This is a genomic window from Ectobacillus panaciterrae DSM 19096 (genome assembly GCF_000430785.1).
GTDB lineage: Bacteria > Bacillota > Bacilli > Bacillales > Bacillaceae_G > Ectobacillus > Ectobacillus panaciterrae.
In genome coordinates, this window is the sequence record NZ_AUMR01000028.1 from 71,093 (window position 1) to 85,627 (window position 14,535).

At 42.0% G+C, this 14,535-nt stretch carries 14 protein-coding genes and 1 riboswitch; of the genes, 11 read left to right on the forward strand and 3 right to left on the reverse strand.

Going from position 1 to position 14,535, the window contains the following annotated elements; all coding sequences use genetic code 11:
- Positions 1-19 precede the first annotated feature (19 nt).
- From H540_RS0108020 to H540_RS0108045, 5 genes are all read left to right on the forward strand, one after another.
- The gene (locus H540_RS0108020; protein WP_028400193.1) at positions 20-1,384 is read left to right on the forward strand and encodes a glutamine synthetase family protein; all 1,365 of its coding nucleotides are present in this window, start codon (positions 20-22) and stop codon (positions 1,382-1,384) included.
- A gap of 1,339 nt (positions 1,385-2,723) precedes the next feature.
- A riboswitch (TPP riboswitch) is annotated at positions 2,724-2,834 on the forward strand.
- A gap of 90 nt (positions 2,835-2,924) precedes the next feature.
- Entirely contained in the window at positions 2,925-3,734 is an 810-nt protein-coding gene (thiM, locus tag H540_RS0108030) for a hydroxyethylthiazole kinase (protein ID WP_028400195.1), read from the forward strand.
- A gap of 16 nt (positions 3,735-3,750) precedes the next feature.
- Positions 3,751-4,563: a bifunctional hydroxymethylpyrimidine kinase/phosphomethylpyrimidine kinase gene (gene thiD / locus H540_RS0108035; protein WP_028400196.1), complete on the forward strand. Its 813-nt coding sequence runs from the start codon at positions 3,751-3,753 to the stop codon at positions 4,561-4,563.
- Positions 4,563-5,222 (forward strand): thiamine phosphate synthase, encoded by a 660-nt coding sequence (gene thiE, locus H540_RS0108040; protein ID WP_028400197.1) that lies wholly within the window; start codon positions 4,563-4,565, stop codon positions 5,220-5,222. Before thiD ends, thiE begins: the two co-directional genes overlap by 1 nt.
- 195 nt (positions 5,223-5,417) lie before the next feature.
- Positions 5,418-6,650: an aminopeptidase gene (locus H540_RS0108045; RefSeq protein ID WP_028400198.1), complete on the forward strand. Its 1,233-nt coding sequence runs from the start codon at positions 5,418-5,420 to the stop codon at positions 6,648-6,650.
- 313 nt (positions 6,651-6,963) lie between these two features.
- Here the strand turns inward: H540_RS0108045 and yyaC are convergent, their stop codons facing one another.
- Positions 6,964-7,572 carry a spore protease YyaC gene (yyaC, locus tag H540_RS29230; RefSeq protein WP_034670569.1) on the reverse strand — a complete coding sequence of 203 codons (609 nt, stop codon included), beginning with the start codon at positions 7,570-7,572 and terminating at the stop codon, positions 6,964-6,966.
- Positions 7,573-7,809: 237 nt separating this feature from the next.
- Between yyaC and H540_RS0108055 the strand changes: the two genes are divergently transcribed.
- From H540_RS0108055 to H540_RS0108070, 3 genes are all read left to right on the forward strand, one after another.
- Entirely contained in the window at positions 7,810-8,637 is an 828-nt protein-coding gene (locus H540_RS0108055) for a hypothetical protein (RefSeq protein ID WP_028400199.1), read from the forward strand.
- Positions 8,638-9,112: 475 nt separating this feature from the next.
- Positions 9,113-10,660 (forward strand): ABC-F family ATP-binding cassette domain-containing protein, encoded by a 1,548-nt coding sequence (locus H540_RS0108065; RefSeq protein ID WP_028400200.1) that lies wholly within the window; start codon positions 9,113-9,115, stop codon positions 10,658-10,660.
- Positions 10,661-10,770: 110 nt separating this feature from the next.
- A complete protein-coding gene (locus H540_RS0108070) occupies positions 10,771-11,142 on the forward strand; it encodes a DnaJ family domain-containing protein (RefSeq protein ID WP_028400201.1) in 372 nt (123 codons plus the stop codon).
- Positions 11,143-11,217: 75 nt separating this feature from the next.
- Here H540_RS0108070 and H540_RS0108075 read toward each other — a convergent pair whose 3' ends face one another.
- Complete coding sequence (locus tag H540_RS0108075) at positions 11,218-12,210, reverse strand: NADPH:quinone oxidoreductase family protein (RefSeq protein ID WP_028400202.1); 993 nt, start codon at positions 12,208-12,210, stop codon at positions 11,218-11,220.
- Between the two features lie 276 nt (positions 12,211-12,486).
- Between H540_RS0108075 and H540_RS0108080 the strand changes: the two genes are divergently transcribed.
- Genes H540_RS0108080 through H540_RS0108090 form a run of 3 tightly spaced genes read left to right on the forward strand, consistent with a single transcriptional unit; the run spans position 12,487 to position 13,462 of the window.
- Positions 12,487-12,681, forward strand: a complete 195-nt coding sequence (locus H540_RS0108080) for a helix-turn-helix transcriptional regulator (RefSeq protein ID WP_028400203.1) — start codon at positions 12,487-12,489, stop codon at positions 12,679-12,681.
- An 11-nt stretch (positions 12,682-12,692) separates the two neighbouring features.
- Positions 12,693-13,031 (forward strand): hypothetical protein, encoded by a 339-nt coding sequence (locus H540_RS0108085; RefSeq protein ID WP_028400204.1) that lies wholly within the window; start codon positions 12,693-12,695, stop codon positions 13,029-13,031.
- Between the two features lie 26 nt (positions 13,032-13,057).
- Positions 13,058-13,462 carry a hypothetical protein gene (locus H540_RS0108090; RefSeq protein ID WP_051317029.1) on the forward strand — a complete coding sequence of 135 codons (405 nt, stop codon included), beginning with the start codon at positions 13,058-13,060 and terminating at the stop codon, positions 13,460-13,462.
- 899 nt (positions 13,463-14,361) lie between these two features.
- On the opposite strand, the gene H540_RS31930 is transcribed toward H540_RS0108090, so the two are convergent.
- Positions 14,362-14,535, reverse strand: a 174-nt coding sequence (locus H540_RS31930) for a zinc ribbon domain-containing protein (RefSeq protein WP_211241886.1), incomplete at its 5' end; no start/stop codon positions are given.

Genomic DNA, 14,535 nt, shown 5'->3' on the forward strand with positions numbered 1-14,535 from the left:
AAATGAGAGGGGTTATAACATGAGTCAAACAACTATTTCTAAAGTTACAGAAGGAACGATTACTTTTGAGGAAATTCAAGAAATTGTCAAAACAAAAAGCGTAGAACTGCTTCACTTGCAATTCGTTGACATTGAAGGTATTTTAAAGCACGTAACAGTAACGGTAGAGCAATTGGAAGATGTAGTAGAAGGAAAAATGATGTTTGACGGTTCTTCCATTAAAGGCTTCTCTCCAATCAACAAATCTGATTTATATCTTCTTCCGGACTTAAATACATTTGCAGTCCTTCCTTGGACAGTAGAAGAAGGCTATGCAGAAGCGCGTTTCCTTTGCAGTGTTAAAAATCCGGATGGAACATTATTTGAAGGCGACACTCGTAATGTCCTAAAAAATACAGTGGCAAGAGCAGCTGAACAAGGCTACACAATTTCTGTCGGTCCAGAGCTTGAGTTCTTCTTATTTGAAGCAGACGAGAAGGGGAATCCGACTGTAACGCTTCATGATAACGCTGGATACTTCGAGCCATCTCCAAAAGACTTGGGTGAGCGCGTACGTTTAGAAATTTACCGTGCATTAAAAGCGATGGGCTTCACAATTGAAGCTTCTCACCACGAAGTGGCAGAAGGACAGCATGAAATTAACTTTAAATATGCGGACGTTCTTAGCGCAGCTGATAAGGCAACAACATATAAATGGGTTGTTAAAACAATCGCAGGCAAGTACGGTTTACACGCAACATTCATGCCGAAACCGGTATTTGGCATCAACGGCTCCGGTATGCACGTAAATATGTCCTTCTTTAAAGATGGCGAAAATGCATTCTTCGATCCATCTGACAAAGCGCAGCTTTCCGAAGCGGCATATCAATTTATCGCGGGTCTCATTGAAAATGTAAAAAGCTTTACAGCGGTAACGAATCCGCTTGTAAACTCTTATAAGCGTCTCGTGCCTGGCTATGAAGCGCCTTGCTACATCGCATGGTCCGCTTCTAACCGTTCTGCGTTAATCCGTATCCCGGCAAAACGCGGCCTTGCTACTCGAGTTGAGCTTCGCTGCCCGGATCCATCCGCTAACCCATACTTAGCGTTTGCGGTAATTGCGGCTGCAGGTCTTGAAGGTATTGAAAAAGGCTTAACAGCTCCAGCTCCAGTCGAAGCAGACATTTTCCACATGTCTGAAGCAGAGCGCGAAGAACGCGGTATTGAAAACCTTCCGGGAAGCTTGGAGACTGCGGTTGCAGCTCTTGAAAACGGAACAATCGGCCGTGCGACATTAGGCGATCATGTATACGACGAGTATGTAGCACTGAAAAAAGCGGAGTGGGACAGCTACAGAACAGCGGTTCATACTTGGGAATTAGTAAACTATCAAGCGAAATTCTAATATAGGAGAAGTATTATTAGGATGAAGCGTAAGCCCCTGCATCAAATGCAGGGGCTTTTCTGATTGTGGTTTGAATGGGAATTTCTTTTTTATGGATTTTTTAATAAAATCTTTTCATTCGTTCCTAACTTAATTGGGTTCCGATGCAAAAAGAATCAGATAGCAAAGTCTATATATAAATGAATTATAATTTCGACATTTCCATGTGCTATGTGCAACCAAAAGGGAATGTTGCATGCTTTTTCTCTCTAGTTTACCCTTGCATGAACCGCTACAAAGGTTTGACCGCTTCTGCACGTCGCCGGATGATCTCTTCCCACTATAAAAAGACGGTTTTTTTATTCACTTGTATATAGAACGTTCGGTATTTTTATGTATATTTTGACAACGTTCGAGGTTTGCACCAGAACCATATTTTCTAATTGCTTTTTATTTTTGATTCGTAGAGTTTTTTAGAAATGATATATACAACATGAATTAGTAGGTACAAAATTAATAGAAATGATGAAACATAGAGATAACCTTTATCTTTTATAATTATTTCATTTGATACATTAGAATATAATAAAACATAAAGGTAAAAGACTGCAAACATGAGGAGTGTTTCAGAGATAAAGCCAATAATTCCTTTTTTGAGATCTAATATTTTAGAAAAAATAGTATCTATAATCCCTATTATTATTACAGTAATAATAAAAAACTTAAATATAATTTTTATAGATGAAAATGTCCCTTCTGAATTTATATGTACATTTGGTGTTAGAGAAACAAAGTATATGACCGAGTAGAAACATAGAAAAGGGATTGAAGTAATTATTAGACACATTAAGGATACAATGGTTATTGCGAAAATGTGATCTGAAAGTGAATATCTTTTTTGATTTTTCTTTCTCATCTTTTGATATTTTCTCCTTTTTAACTAATCTATATAAGTCCACTTTATTATTCCGACATATCTATCGTTTGCCATGTAGAACAAAAGGAAAACTGAGCTCGCTCCCTCTCTCTCTCCCTGCATGGGCCACGAAAAGGGTTTGACCGCTTCTATGCTTAGTCGGATGATCTCTCTCCCCTAAAAGAGAAGTTTTTATGTCGATTTTTTTAGTTTCATTTATATATATGAGTGAATTATAATTAAGAACTCCCTTCAGTTCAATTGGTCAAGACCTCAAATGATAGACAGGGTAAAAACGGTTCTGATGCAAAAAATCTATGAAGCTCGGAGAAAATCAAAATTTCCTGCGCTCTAAGCAATCTGTAAAATAATCCTTCTTGAAATTTCCGCTTAACAGGAGTAGAATGTGGTTGAAAACTCCGTTAGTCTAGGAGAGTTGAAGATTAAATATAAATCGGGAGCCTGCGGAGGCAGGCTGAGAGTACGGCTGCTCCGCCGTAGACCGTTGGAACCTGTTGGATAATGCCAGCGTAGGGAGTGTAAATAAGAGTGATACAGACTGCGTCTGTTCAGGGCACTTTGCATACGCGAAGTGTCTTTTTATTTGGAATTAAACAGAGTATAGAAAGAAAGGATGGGGTTTACATGCTTGTAAAAGGAGCGGGAAGACTGTTAGAAAAGGTTCGTGAGACAAATCCGCTTGTACACAACATCACAAACGTAGTTGTGACAAATTTTACTGCGAACGGTTTATTGGCATTGGGCGCATCGCCGGTTATGGCGTATGCCAAAGAAGAGGTTGCGGATATGGCGAGAATTGCAGGTGCACTCGTTTTGAATATGGGAACATTGAACGCGGCTGAAGTGGAGGCCATGATAATTGCAGGAAAAGCGGCAAACGAAGCAGGCGTTCCAGTTATTTTTGACCCGGTTGGCGCCGGTGCAACACCGTATCGTACAGAGGCAGCACGAAGAATTACGAAGGAGATAAAGATTTCTGTTCTTCGCGGCAATGCAGCTGAGATAGCAAATGTTATGGGAGAAAGCTGGGCAATTAAAGGGGTGGACGCTGGAGAAGGTACTGGGGATACGGTCGCTCTGGCGAAAATGGCAGCGGAGAAACTGGGCATTACTGTCGCAATTACAGGAAAAGAAGATGTAGTGGCGGATGGACAAACTGTATACATCATCCAGAACGGTCATCCGATTTTAACGAAGGTAACGGGAACAGGGTGCTTGCTTACGTCTGTCATCGGTGCATTTGCAGCTGCTGAAAAAGATATGGCGATGGCAGCTGCTTCTGCGCTTGTGAGCTACGGCGTGGCGGCGGAGATGGCAGTGCACCAATCAGGGGAAAAGCCGGGAAGTTTTCAAATTGAACTTTTAAATGCTTTGGCGCAGGTTTCTGCAAAGGATGTTGAAAATTACGGTATCATCGATCAGTTAGAAATTTAACAGGAGAGTGAACATAATGACAACGTACAAAGCGCTAACAATCGCGGGTTCTGACAGCGGCGGCGGTGCGGGCATTCAGGCTGACTTAAAAACATTCCAAGAGCTGAAAGTATTCGGAATGTCAGCTTTAACGGCAGTAACGGCGCAAAATACGCTAGGCGTGCAAGGGGTATATCCGATGTCTGTGGAAGCAGTGGCGGAACAAATTGAATCTATTGGTGCAGATCTTGGAGCGGACGCTGTGAAAACAGGTATGCTGTTCAGCAGCGAGATTATTCATGCTGTGGCGGAGAAAATTCGTAAATTTGGCTGGAAAAACGTAGTTGTTGATCCTGTAATGATTGCAAAGGGAGGTGCGTCTCTTCTGCAACAAGAAGCTGTGCGGGCGTTAAAAGAAGAGCTTTTGCCGATCGCAACTGTAGTTACGCCGAATATTCCGGAAGCTGAAGCGTTGACTGGCCTGAGCATTGCCACGCTTGAAGAGCGGCAGCGCGCAGCAAAATATTTGCATGACCTTGGTGTACAGTATGTTGTAATAAAAGGCGGGCATGACCTGCAAGAAGAAGCAATTGACCTGCTGTATGATGGTCATGAGTTTACCTATTATACAAGCAAAAGGGTGGAGACAAAAAACACGCATGGTACGGGATGTACGTTTGCAGCGGCCATTGCGGCGAGCCTTGCAAAAGGAAAGAGCGTGCAATCCGCGGTTCAAACAGCGAAGGATTTTATTCAAGCGGCGATTGAAGACCAGCTTGGCATCGGAAACGGCCACGGCCCGACGAACCACTGGGCGTACCAAAGCAGAACAGAAAAGGTGAACAGCTAATGACACGAATTTTATCCGATCATATGAGAGAACTGCTTCGCGTGTATTTTATCGCGGGCAGCAACAATTGCCATAAAGATTTACGTGAAGTTGTAAGTGAAGCTATTGACGGCGGCATTACATTATTTCAATTCCGTGAAAAAGGAAAAGGTGCACTGACAGGAGAGGAAAAGTATAGGCTTGCAAAAGAGGTACAGCAAATCTGTAAGAGCCGGGGGATTCCTTTTATCGTAAACGATGATGTAGAGATGGCGCTTGCTTTAGATGCTGACGGTGTGCATATCGGACAAGATGATGAAACGGCAGACAGCGTCCGCGAGAAGATCGGAAACAAAATATTGGGTGTATCTGTTCATAACTTGGAAGAAGCGCAGCGGGCCATTAGACAAGGTGCGGATTATTTTGGGGTAGGTCCTGTTTTTCCGACGCAGTCCAAGGAAGATGCGCAGCAAGCAAAAGGCACAACTGTAATTGAAGCGATCAGGAAAAACGGTATAGATATGCCGATCGTAGGAATCGGCGGCATCAGTGTTGATAATGCTTCTATTGTTATGCGCGGCGGAGCGGACGGCGTTTCCGTTATTTCCGCTATCAGTCAGGCAGCGTCCGTTTCTGAAAGCGCTAAGGAATTAAGAGCAGCTATTTTGGAAAAAGAATAAGAGAAGAAAAAAACGCTTGGATGTGCTTCCGGCGTTTTTTTGTTTGCTTCTAGTATTATTTCCTATCTTTTAGAAATTTTTGTATACTCTTATTAAGAGGTACAGCTGATCTCACTCAAACCGTCCATAATATTTGAGTACGTGCGAGAAGAGTGACGGACAACAAAAAAGATTTATATATGGGAGGGTTATATAATGACTCAATTTCAAGAGAAGGTAGAAAAGTATGCCGAGCTTGCGGTGCGCGTCGGCGTAAATGTCCAGCCAGGACAAACGCTTATCGTAAACGCTCCGCTTGAAGCGGCGCCCTTCGTACGTCTTGTAGCGAAAAAAGCATACGCAGCGGGAGCAAAAAATGTTCATGTAGAGTGGAACGATGATGAATTAACACGTACGAAATATGAAGATGCACCTGATGAAGCATTTACAGAATATCCAATGTGGAAAGCAAAAGGATTTGAAGAGATGGTGGAAAATGGTGCGGGTGTTCTTTCCGTTTACGCGCCAAACCCTGATCTTCTGAAGGGAATTGACCCGCAGCGTATTTCCAATGCAAACAAAACAGCAGGAACAGCGTTGAAAAAATATCGCAGCTATATGATGGCGGATAAGGCACGCTGGTCTATCGTAACTGTACCGACAAAGGCATCTGTTGCAAAAATTTTCCCTGAGCTTTCAGAAGAAGAAGGTACTGAAAAGCTGTGGGATGCAATTTTTCGTATTAACCGCATCGATAAAGAAAATCCGGTCGAAGCGTGGAAAGAACATAACGCAACTTTAAAACAAAAAGGAGCGTACTTGAATGCCAAGCAATATAAGCAGCTTGTATACGAGGCACCTGGCACAAATTTGACTGTAGATCTTCCGGAGAATCATATATGGAAAGGCGGCGGTTCTGTTAGTGAGCAGGGCATTGCGTTCAATCCGAACATGCCGACAGAGGAAGTTTACACGATGCCGCATAGAAACGGTGTAAACGGCATAGTGCAAAGCACAAAGCCGCTGAACTATGCAGGCAACTTAATCGATAACTTTACATTAACATTTGAAAACGGAAAAGTAGTGGATTTCACAGCGGAATCCGGCTATGAAACATTACAGCTCTTATTGGATACAGATGAAGGAGCGCGTCATTTAGGAGAAATCGCACTTGTGCCGCATCGGTCTCCAATCTCTGCTTCGGGCTTGATTTTCTACAACACGTTATATGATGAAAACGCATCCAATCACTTGGCGCTTGGCGAAGCGTATCCGGTGAATTTGGAGAACGGGACATCCATGACGGAAGAAGAGCTGCGGGAGCGCGGCGCGAACAAGAGTCTCGTGCATGAGGATTTCATGATTGGTTCTGCGGATATGAATATTGACGGCATTACGAAAGAAGGCGAACGCGAACCGATTTTCCGCAATGGAAATTGGGCGTTTTAATGAGATAATATGAGAAAAGCAACTCCTGTTTATGGGAGTTGCTTTTCTGTTTGGTTCACGATGGGCAAAATCCAACTTCATGTCGAAATTATAAATAATTTATATATAACTGATTTATAATTTCGACATATGAACCGCTGCTGTACAGAACCAAAGCCTGCACTCGCTTCTTCTCTCATCCTTGTATGGGACAGGAACAGGGTTTGACCGCTTCTATGCTCCGCCGGATGCTCTTTCCTCACTACAAAAAGACGGTTTTTTTATTCAGTTGTATATAGCATATATACTCAGTTTGTTAATATTGTTTAAAACATTACTTCTGTCTCTCAAGAGACACAAATAGAGCTGTTTGAGTAATAATCTTTACAATCGTCTTTGCAAGATTCATAACGGTATACAACCGAGTATCATTTAAAAATTGGGATGTTGGCAAAGAGTCTATATAGTTAACCATTCCTTTAATATGATAATCTCCCACTTCAGGTAAAGTTTTCTCAAGAGCTTTTCCTGGCAGAAGAGGGCCCTCTTTAAAAATAACGTAACCCACTTGATTTTGATCTCCCAAACAAGCATCGATACTAACAATAAGTGGCTTCACAAATTGTTTATTGATTTCTTTCAATGTTGATTTTAAATTAAGTGCATGAACAGGTGATTCTAACGTTCCGTAAACACGATAAGGAATTTGATTTTCTTTGAGCATCGTTCCTACTAAAGGACCTAGAGAGTCTCCTACATAGCGATCTGACCCGATGCATAAAAAGATAATCTCTTCTTCCTCACATGATGAATTTTGAATAATTTCTTTGATTTTAAGCGCTATTGTTTCAATTTCTTTTTCTTTTGTTCTTTCGTTGGGTTTCGCATAATAAAACGTTCTTTCTCGATCTTCTCTCTCTTTCCCGTTATAAAAAGGGCACATCCCTATCCCCCTCACTTTGTTTGCGGTATACAATCAGATAAAAAAGTTGTTTAAATAATTAAACAGCCCAAAAGAAAGTCAAAATACTGAAAAATTAAGCTAATGCCGAGGGTGTAAGTAAAGAAATTGAATCAATAAATTTCTAAAATGTTTTGATATTAGTATTATATATTCCTATCCCTTATAATGGATAGTGATTTAATATACACAGAGAACGGTGAGGGGTACCAAGTATATATGAAAAAATTAACAGCGATGCTATGTATGTTTGCTCTTTTATTTATGGCTGCTTGCAGCTCGAAGTATGAGCAGTATATTGATTCTGGGATGAGTGCGCTAAAGGAAGATCAGTATAAAGATGCTGCCGCTCATTTTAAAAAGGCAGAAAAAGAGAAAAGCACAGATGAAGTAAAGAAATATATACAAGCGGCACAAACTATGCAGCAAAGTGTACAAGCGCTTGATGAAGGAAAGAAGGAAGAGGCTGTATCTCATGCGGAAAAAATTACAAAATCTCATGAATCCTCTAAGGCTATGGACATCTTGAAGCCAAAAGCACAGGATCTTATTAATAAAGTAAAGAAATGGGATTTACAAGTGAAGGACATGAGTGCGAAGCTTGAAAAAGCAAGAATACTGGCAGATGAAAAAAAATACGAGGAAGCGGAAGCAATTTTAAAAGAGCTGTCTGGCACAACGTCCGCAAGTGAACAAGTGCAAGAAATCGCGCAGGAATCTACAGAACTTTGGCAGCAAATTGAGCGGGAAAAAGGAAGTGCAGGCACTACAGAACCAAATCAAAGTACAGAAATCCCTGCGCCGCCCAAACCCGCTTCAGGACAGAAGCTCACACCAAAGCAAGGTGAAGATCTTATTCGGGCTTATATGAAAATCCCGGCCAACTCTTCTATTATAGTAGAACAGCAGCAGGATAACGAAAAGGGGCACTATGTGTTTCACGTATATGAAAAGGTAAGCGACCCGAACACGCCTCATAATGCGACAATGGGATACTATGCAGTAAATCCGGAGACGGGAGAAGTCTATAACGATTTAATGCCGTAACAAATGAGACGATGCATAGCCATCGTCTCATTTGTTGTTTTGTAAACGAAAAAAGAAAAAATTTGAAAAACCGGAAAATAGCAGAGGAAAAATTCCGTTTAAAATGATTGAATATACTGCAAATACAGGCTTGCAGAAACTGGAAAATCATGTTAAGGTTTTACTGTATCCGTTATGTTTGGATAACGATTATTAAAGGAGTGGAAGGGTTACATGATACGACCTGTTGTTCTTCAAATGGTTTTAGCGTGAAATTGGTGAACTATGCCTATTTTTACGAAATAAACCGACCGAAAGACAACAGAGGAATACCCTTATCCTTTTTTACTATAATATTTTCTTGCCTTGTAGCATGGAAATGGACAGTACATGGGTAAAGCGGCCTCGCTTTACCCTTTTTTGTGCAGGGAGAAGTGTACTTATTTTTCTTTGTTTGTGTTTCGGTTGGAATACGAAACGAAAAGGAGAGAAAAACATGAGTATTCTTCATGTCGAAGGATTGACACATATGTACGGAGATAAAATAGTATTTCAAAATGTGTCCTTTCGTCTGCTTCGCGGCGAGCACGTCGGATTAGTGGGACCGAACGGAGCAGGCAAGTCAACATTGCTGCGTATATTGACTGGAGAAATTGTACCGGACGCAGGTACAATGCAGTGGTTTCCAAATTTGAAAATAGGCTTTTTGCAACAGCATGCCGATTTACAAAAAGGCATGCATGTCAGAAAGTATTTACAAAGTGCGTTTTCCCGTCTGTATGAAGCAGAACAGTCCATGTACGAAACAACAGAACGGATGGGGCTTGCAGATGAAACGGAGCTGGAGAAGTTGTTGAATCAATATGCAAAGCTTCAAGATGTACTGGATCAGCATGATTTTTACAGTCTGGATGCAAGGATAGAAGAGGTGGCGGGCGGTCTGGGGCTCGTTGATATCGGGATGGAACGGGACGTCAATGAATTGAGCGGCGGGCAGCGAACGAAGCTTCTTCTCGGAAAGCTTCTTTTGGAGCAGCCGGATATTCTGTTGCTTGATGAGCCGACTAACTATTTGGATACGGCGCATATTGCATGGCTGACGGATTATTTGAGAAGCTATCCGCATGCTTTTGTTCTTATTTCGCATGATACACGATTCTTAAATGATGTCACAACAGTCATCTATCATATGGAGCATCACATATTAACAGGGTATATCGGGAACTATGCTGCATTTATAGCTGCATATGAATTTCGCAAACAGCAAATCCATATCGCTTACAGCCGTCAGCAAAAGGAAATTCAAAAGCTGGAAACGTATGTGCAAAAGAATAAGGTGCGCGCTTCTACTTCCAAGCAGGCGAAGAGCCGCGAAAAGGTACTGCAGAAAATCGACCGCATTGAAAAGCCGAAAGGACTGCCGCGTCCGAAATTTTCGTTTTCAGTCAGTACAGAACCGGTGAGTATAGTGTTAGAAGCACAAAATTTACAGGTGGGATATGGAGATCCGCTGTTCCCGGCTATTGATTTACGATTGAAAAGAGGAGAGAAGGTTGCATTGGTCGGTCATAACGGCATCGGCAAAACCACTACATTGAAAACATTGCTTGGTCAGCTACCTGCATTAGGCGGCATTGTAAAGCTTGGAGATCGCGTAAAACCTGCTTACTTTGTCCAGGAGACTTCATCTTCTTCGCAATCTGCATTAGAAGAGATATGGTCCATGCATCCAGGATTGGCTCAAAAGGAAGTGCGGCAAGCTTTGGCGCGCTGTGGTTTACGGACTGAGCACATCTATCAGCCCCTTCATTCGCTGAGCGGCGGTGAACAGACAAAAGTGAGATTGTGTGAATTGATGCTTTCCGACAGCAATTGGCTTCTGCTGGACGAACCGACAAACCATCTTGATACGGAAGCGAAAGAGGTGTTGGCATTCGCGCTTAAAGCGTATGCCGGAACAGTGATTCTCGTTTCTCATGAGCCTTCCTTTTACGAAAACTGGGTAACCGAAGTGTGGGATGTAGAGAAGTGGCGTGCGAACTAATAAGTAAAAGACAGCTTGCGATAAGCAGGCTGTCTTTTGCTGCGTGAAACGTGTCTTTTCAATGGGAAAACTATACAATATAAGTAGAACCCCTATAAGGATGTGATGAGATGGACGTATTTTTTGCTATTGCTGAAGAACGCATTCGTCAGTCTGTAAGAAATGGAGATTTTGATGATCTTCCAGGGAAAGGAAAGCCTCTCCAACTGGAGGACTTGTCCGGTGTTCCGGAAGAGCTTCGTATGAGCTATAAAATTTTGAAGAACGCAGGTATGATTCCTGAAGAGATTCAGCTGAAAAAGGATATGTTGACACTAGAAGATTTGATTGCTTGCTGCAAGGATGAGAAAGAACGAGAGAGGCTGACGGAAAAGCTGAATGAAAAAACATTGCGATTCCAGCAGCTGATGGAAAAACGGCGGATGAAAGGAACATCTGCGTTCGGAATGTATCGGGAGAAGCTTCTTCGTAAGATACGCTAGCTGTTAAACAAACGTTTGATTAAGGAGAAATCTATGAAGAAAAAGGCTGCTTCCATTCCTGAAGCAGCCTTCTTCTTATAATTTCACAATTGTTCTGCCGCGCACTTCAGCTTTTAGAATAGAAGCTAATGTGGCAGGCAGCTCGTCCAAGGTAATTTCGTTTCCGATATAGTTTAATAGCGCGTTTGGTTTTAAATCAGAAGCCATGCGTTTCCAAAGCTCCTTGCGTGTTTCCATCGGACAATATACAGAGTCGATTCCTAATAGATTCACACCCCTCAAAATGAATGGGAAGACAGTGGTCGCAACTGCCGTACCGCCCGTTAATCCGCTGACTGCAACAGAGCCGCCGTATTGAATGGTGCTTAAAATGGAAGCAAGTGTATCTCCGCCAACCGGATCTACCGCACCTGCCCAGCGCTGCTTTCCTAACGCGGGGATAGATTCCGGCGTAACATCCTTGCGAGTAATGATTTCTGCAGCTCCAATTGATTTTAGGTATTCATGCTCGGACTCTTTGCCAGTACTCGCAACAACGTGGTAACCGCGCTTGGCCAGAATGGAAACTGCTGTGCTGCCGACGCCGCCTGTCGCACCTGTTACCAGAACCGGTCCTTTCTCTGGCATCAGTCCATTTTCTTCAAGCCGATGAACAGATAAAGCAGCAGTAAAGCCAGCCGTTCCGAACGCCATCGCTTCCTTAAGAGTAAGCCCTTCTGGAAGAGGAACAACCCAATCTCCCTTGACTCTCGCAAATTCGCTAAAGCCGCCAAAGTGAGAAACGCCCAACTCATAGCTTGTCACAATGACTTCATCACCCTCTTTAAAACGCGGGTCTCTTGAATCCGTGACAGTACCAGCTAAATCAATCCCCGGCACGAACGGATATGTTCTCACAATTTTGCCATTGGGCGAGGATGCAAGTCCGTCCTTGTAGTTCACGCTGGAATATACAACACGAATGGTTACGTCACCCTCAGGTAAATCAGATAGAGTAAGAGACTGAACTTTTACAGAAAACTCATGGTCGGTCTTGTTGACGACTAAAGCACGGAATGAATCGTTCATACTAACACCTCCATAGGGGATATAATTTTATTTTAGCTTGTGTGAGTGCATTATAACAAACATTTGATTAAAGCAGCACTATTAACAGCTGCCTCTATTTGGTCAGCTGCACAGTTAAGGATAAAACAAGAAAACATAAAAACTGAACAATCAGTAATGTAAGAAGCTGTTGGATGCCCAACAGCGTTTCTTTATGTAAAAAACTTTTTACATGTTATTATTTACCAATGTATACTGAGAGTGTAAAATATGTTTTACATATTAGGGGAGAATAAGATGAAAAATCGAATTCATGAACTGCGCACGGAGCACAGCATTTCGCAGGATGTGTTGGCGAAACGCTGCGGCGTTTCCAGACAAACCATCAATGCGATTGAAAATAACAAATATGATCCTAGCTTGGCGCTGGCTTTTCGGCTGGCGCAGGTGCTGGAGACGACGGTGGACGAGTTGTTTTTATACCGTACATAGGAGGAGAAGTGATGCAGATGTTTTTATGGGGTTTGTATATTGTAATGTATATAGTTTTCATGTATGTCATGATAAAGCTGACGGGGGAAAAGCATCCTTCCAACAAGGGTGATGAAAGACAGCGCTTCATGGCGAAGGAAGCGGTGATCCAGAGCTGGTATGCTATCATGTATATGCTATTCTTTAAAGGGATTCAAGCGCTTCCTTTTTTTAAAGGCATCTTCCATAAAGGAGATGGAATTTCATTTTTTCAACAGCCTTTCTTTTATCAAGGAGGAGATATACTTCTTGCGGCACTTGTAGGATATATGATGGGGTACATAATTTCGTATCGGAAGCTGTCGGCATAACAGTCTATTAAAAAGGGGGGAGCAATATGATAAAAGATAGGGGGGCACGGCGCAGAAATGTAGCAATCAGCTGGGGGATAATGGCGGCAGCATTTGTAGGATTCGGCCTTTACAAGTGGTTCAAGTACGGTGAGATAGACGGGTATGTGATTTTCGTTGTCAGTCTCGGTTTGTATCACGTCTTCAACTACTTTACATGGGGGGATATCAACGGGCCGGAGGGAAGAGATGAAATGAATGAGCACATCATTCGCGTCAGCGCCAAAATTAGTTATTATGTTCTTATCGCTGTAATCTTCATATTGATATTAATTCAAAACGGCTTCAGCACTGCAATCAAACCGCATACGATGCCGTTTTGGCTCACCCTTTGCGCATCTATCTTCGTCATGCCGATTGTGGAATTTTTGGTAGCGAGAAAGTATCGTTAAAAAAGACAAGGGATAGTCTTTGTCTTTCGTAAAAAGAGGGTATAACATCAATAAGCGACCTTGTAATTTCCATATTAGGATACACAAGGTCGCTTACATTATTTCTTCTTGATTTATCACTATTTCGTACTCTAATCCTTTCGTTGTATTTTATTCTTCCGATATAATATTGGTTTAATTATCTCCCTCCCTAATTAAGGAAGTCTTACTTTTAAAAAAGAAACAAAAGCCAAGAGAACTTCCTTAGAAAATATAAGATGTTATGAATGCCCAGCGTATGTATAACACGCCTTCGCCTTTCACTATTTCATCGGTAGCACCTTCTTTTTAATTTAGTAGGATTATCATACTAGAAAAGTTCCTTGTTGTAAATACTAAAAGTTTATAATTTTTAGAAAATTCATTTTTTGTACTTTCTTCTCACTGTATTCCATTGAACAATATATATGAGTGAATTATAATTTCGACATTTTCATGTGCTATGTGTAACCAAAAGAGAGTATCGTATGCTTCTTCTCTCTCGTTTACCCTTGCATGAACCACTACAAAGGTTTGACCGCTTCTGCACGTCGCTGGATGATCTCTCCCGCTATCAAAAAACGGTTTTTTCATTCACTTGTATATGGTACTACATAAAAAAGTGTATAAGTAAGAAAGTTAGTTCAAGTTAACTATTATTGTAACACCGCAACCTTTTTTGGAATGTATATGAACCTCCCCCACTTACTCGCTTCCGCTCCTTGAAGTGGGGGTCTCTTAGCACCAACAAAGACAAGGTCCCATGAGAAGCGGATTTGCCATCTCCTCTCTGCACCTATGCAGGGGCTCCTTTTCTTCATTTGACTAAGCAACTTCTGTACATGCAGAAGGGTGGGAACACACCGTCTACTACTTTTTGCTTATGCAATCCGTAGATACTTTCTTTTTGTTTCTTCCGGAATATGACACATCTTTCCGTACAATTCTTTTGCCAAGATGTTGCGAGCACCATGAATGTCCCGGTGTTCTTCATAGCCGCATGCGCACGTATAGTTGCGTGTCCGCACTTTCTTCCTTCTTTGGCAACAAGGACA

Coding starts and splice junctions, on each gene's coding strand:
- H540_RS0108065 (WP_028400200.1), top strand. CDS start 9,113: ATGAGTATTCTTCATGTCGAAGGATTGACACATATGTACGGAGATAAA.
- thiD (WP_028400196.1), top strand. CDS start 3,751: ATGACAACGTACAAAGCGCTAACAATCGCGGGTTCTGACAGCGGCGGC.
- H540_RS0108080 (WP_028400203.1), top strand. CDS start 12,487: ATGAAAAATCGAATTCATGAACTGCGCACGGAGCACAGCATTTCGCAG.
- thiM (WP_028400195.1), top strand. CDS start 2,925: ATGCTTGTAAAAGGAGCGGGAAGACTGTTAGAAAAGGTTCGTGAGACA.
- H540_RS0108045 (WP_028400198.1), top strand. CDS start 5,418: ATGACTCAATTTCAAGAGAAGGTAGAAAAGTATGCCGAGCTTGCGGTG.
- H540_RS0108090 (WP_051317029.1), top strand. CDS start 13,058: ATGATAAAAGATAGGGGGGCACGGCGCAGAAATGTAGCAATCAGCTGG.
- H540_RS0108075 (WP_028400202.1), bottom strand. CDS start 12,210: ATGAACGATTCATTCCGTGCTTTAGTCGTCAACAAGACCGACCATGAG.
- H540_RS0108070 (WP_028400201.1), top strand. CDS start 10,771: ATGGACGTATTTTTTGCTATTGCTGAAGAACGCATTCGTCAGTCTGTA.
- H540_RS0108020 (WP_028400193.1), top strand. CDS start 20: ATGAGTCAAACAACTATTTCTAAAGTTACAGAAGGAACGATTACTTTT.
- H540_RS0108055 (WP_028400199.1), top strand. CDS start 7,810: ATGAAAAAATTAACAGCGATGCTATGTATGTTTGCTCTTTTATTTATG.
- thiE (WP_028400197.1), top strand. CDS start 4,563: ATGACACGAATTTTATCCGATCATATGAGAGAACTGCTTCGCGTGTAT.
- yyaC (WP_034670569.1), bottom strand. CDS start 7,572: ATGTGCCCTTTTTATAACGGGAAAGAGAGAGAAGATCGAGAAAGAACG.
- H540_RS0108085 (WP_028400204.1), top strand. CDS start 12,693: ATGCAGATGTTTTTATGGGGTTTGTATATTGTAATGTATATAGTTTTC.